A 2853-nucleotide genomic window follows, 5' to 3' on the forward strand; every position below is an offset into this window, starting at 1 on the left:
TATCGACAGCTTCAATGAACTGCTCAATTGTTGTTGATTGCCAGTTGCTGGGATAGAACAGCTCCATCTTTAGCCTTCCAAAGAAACCTTCGCATGCAGCATTGTCTGGCGAGCACCCTTTGCGAGACATCGAGCGAACCAACTTTGCATCATGGACCCTCGAGAGCCAGCCTGGCCAGCGGTAGTGAGCTCCACGATCAGAATGAATCACAGGGCGGCTCTCGCTGCCTTGAACAGCATCAATGGCCGCATCCAGCAGATTTGCGTTGGTATGAGTCCCAATCGACCAGCTCACCACCAGCCCGTCAAAGCAATCAATGACTGGCGACAGGTAAACCTTGCCAGCAGGAATCTGGAATTCAGTAATGTCGGTGAGCCACTTCTCATTGGGCGCAGCGGCATGGAAGTCTCGATTGATGAGGTTTTGTGGGGCAGCACCTATCTCTCCAAGGTATGAGTTATATCTGCGGCGTTTGGGCTTGGCCACGATCAACCCCTCCTGCTTCATCAGCCGACGAACCACCTTCTCTGAGATGCCTCTGCACTCCTTGAGCGGGGATGCCTGTGAAGCCTCCTCGTTTTCCTGCGCCACCTAAAAGTAGAGGTTGGGGAAACGTTTGACACGATACGCGACCGGCGGAATCCGGCCCAGCGATTCATGTGGACGATGGTGGTTATAGCGATGCAGCCAGTCCTCGGTCATCGAGCGCACCTCCTGCAACGATTCAAAGACATAGCAGTCGAGCACCTCCGCTCTGTAAGTTCTGTTGAAGCGTTCGACATAAGCGTTCTGCGTCGGTTTACCCGGCTGAATGTGGCGCAGCTCTACGCCTTTGCGCTGTGCCCATTGCTTTAAAGCCTGGGCGATGAACTCGGGTCCGTTGTCCAGGCGAATGGACTGCGGCGTCCCGCGGACCTCAACGAGTTCCTCCAAGGCACGTACCACCCGAGCGACGGGCAAGCTGGTGTCAATCTCGATACGCAGGCATTCCCGGTTGAATTCGTCAATGACATTGAATGTTCTGAAGCGCCGCCCTGACCACAGGGCATCGGACATGAAGTCACAACTCCAGCCCTGGTTCGGTGTTGGGGCTGCCTCTAAGGGCTGCTTGATGCGCTGCGGCATACGCTTCTTGCCTCGCCTGGGCAGGTTCAGTTTGAGCTGGCAATACACACGCCAAAGCACAGTCTTTCCCCAGGGCTGCGCTTGATAGCGGGCACTGTCGTAAAGCAGCCCAAACCCGTGGCGAGGATTCAATGCCACGTATCTTTGGATGAAGTCGATTACCCCGGAGTCGTCGCAGACCACACGTGCATATCGCTGCGTGGAGCGAGCCAGGCCCGCAGCTTGGCAAGCTCTGCGCTGACTTAGGCGATGCTCGCTCATGAGCGCATGCACGATGGACTGCCAACGCTCCGGGGTCAGAGCTTTCGTTCAACGACATCCTTCAGCGCATGGTGCATAAGTGCCAAGTCGGCATACATGCGCTTGAGCTTGGCATTCTCTTCCTGCAGCTGCCGCATCTGGGCCAGATGGGATACGGACATCCCTGAATACTGGCTCTTCCACTTGTAGTACGTGGCATCGCTGATGCCGTGCTTGCGGCAGGTGTCACCGACTTTGGCACCGAGCTCGGCCTCTTTGAGGATGCCGACGATTTGCGCTTCACTGAATCTGGACTTCTTCATGCAGAGACCTCCGTGGGGTGGACTCTCTACTTTTGAGTGGTGCGAAGATTCGAGGAGGCTTCACCCGGGCCTGAGATTGTGATCAAGGGCAAAGATAAAGAGATTATCAAGATCACCCATCTGCGTGAGGTCTGGGATCTATGTCGTAAGGACGGAGTAGATATCATCAGTCTTTCCAAGCGCGACGATAAGCCCACCCAGAATGTCTACACGTGGCTCACAACGTGGTGCGGGTTCAAAGACTGGGCTCATGTCGTCGAAAAGATGCGGATGCTTGAAATCCACTGCATAGGTGATGAAAGTACATTGGAAACTAGAGCACTTGAGTCGCTCAACAGGCATTTCAGCGACTCTGTCATAGCATTAAGTGTGCTGCTGGACTACATCGGAGATAGCACGACTGACACTAACGCGGTGAGTTGTCATAGTGCGGCCAAGCACCTTCAGAAGCTGCTTCGACCAGATGCTCAAACTTGGACGCAGTACCTAGTAGGCGCGATACCCGGGCAAAGCTGGACAGTCGCCGGCACGCACGACCTAGTAGGTACACCGACCGTTCTTCCTCCAAATCCAGCCGCACAAATCGTCAGCCATCACTGGAGGGAGAGCATTCCGAACAGAAGGCTTCGGCTACATGCAGAGTACGTCCGCCCCAACAAGGCACTCACCCTCCCATCCGCCATCCTTCGGCTGGCGTTACATCTCAAGCATGGAAGTGAGTCTATGCTTCTTGGGGAGGCTGCGTGGCGCCAGGGCATACGCAATGAGCTGCGAGGTACGCTTGGGGATACTGAACGGGATCTTGATAATCTCCCTTGGTTCGATAATACCGAGCCGCTTTTGTGTGCAATGGGGCGCGAGCTCTCCTCGCCAGTCGACACCCTGGCCGAATCTGATGATCTTCATTACGCGATGAACGATGCCGTATGGCAGCAGCTTCAGGTTTGCGTCGGGCAGAAGATAAACGACATCAACGATCATGATCTATTGGTTGCCATGGCGGAAAAGTGGAAGATCTGGCAAGCCGAGCTAAACAAGGATCCAGACGCCCGCTTTCATCTTTTCGAGCAGATGATGTACCCACAGACCGAAGGTATCAATGCTAAGCATGCTTTACGCATTGGCCCTCGCACTATGGAGCTGATGGAAGCTGCAATCATGATG

The 2853-nt window shown here is 54.8% G+C and carries 2 protein-coding genes and 1 pseudogene; 1 reads left to right on the forward strand and 2 read right to left on the reverse strand.

Annotated elements, in window-relative coordinates:
- Together HF327_RS21735 and HF327_RS21740 are read right to left on the reverse strand one after the other, a co-directional pair.
- Nucleotides 1–538, reverse strand: a pseudogene (locus tag HF327_RS21735) (IS3 family transposase); the annotation flags it as partial.
- A 54-nt stretch (nucleotides 539–592) separates the two neighbouring features.
- Nucleotides 593–1689 (reverse strand): IS3 family transposase gene (locus HF327_RS21740; RefSeq protein WP_407927060.1). Its coding sequence is split into 2 segments (ribosomal slippage): nucleotides 593–1434 and nucleotides 1434–1689, totalling 1098 coding nucleotides; the frame shifts between segments, so codons are not numbered across the junction.
- Between the two features lie 78 nt (nucleotides 1690–1767).
- Here HF327_RS21740 and HF327_RS21745 point away from each other — a divergent pair.
- Nucleotides 1768–2853: ABC-three component system protein (locus tag HF327_RS21745; protein WP_198462429.1), on the forward strand; the 1086-nt coding region annotated here is incomplete at its 3' end.

It is taken from the genome of Comamonas suwonensis (assembly GCF_012844455.2).
GTDB classification, from domain to species: domain Bacteria; phylum Pseudomonadota; class Gammaproteobacteria; order Burkholderiales; family Burkholderiaceae_C; genus Comamonas; species Comamonas suwonensis.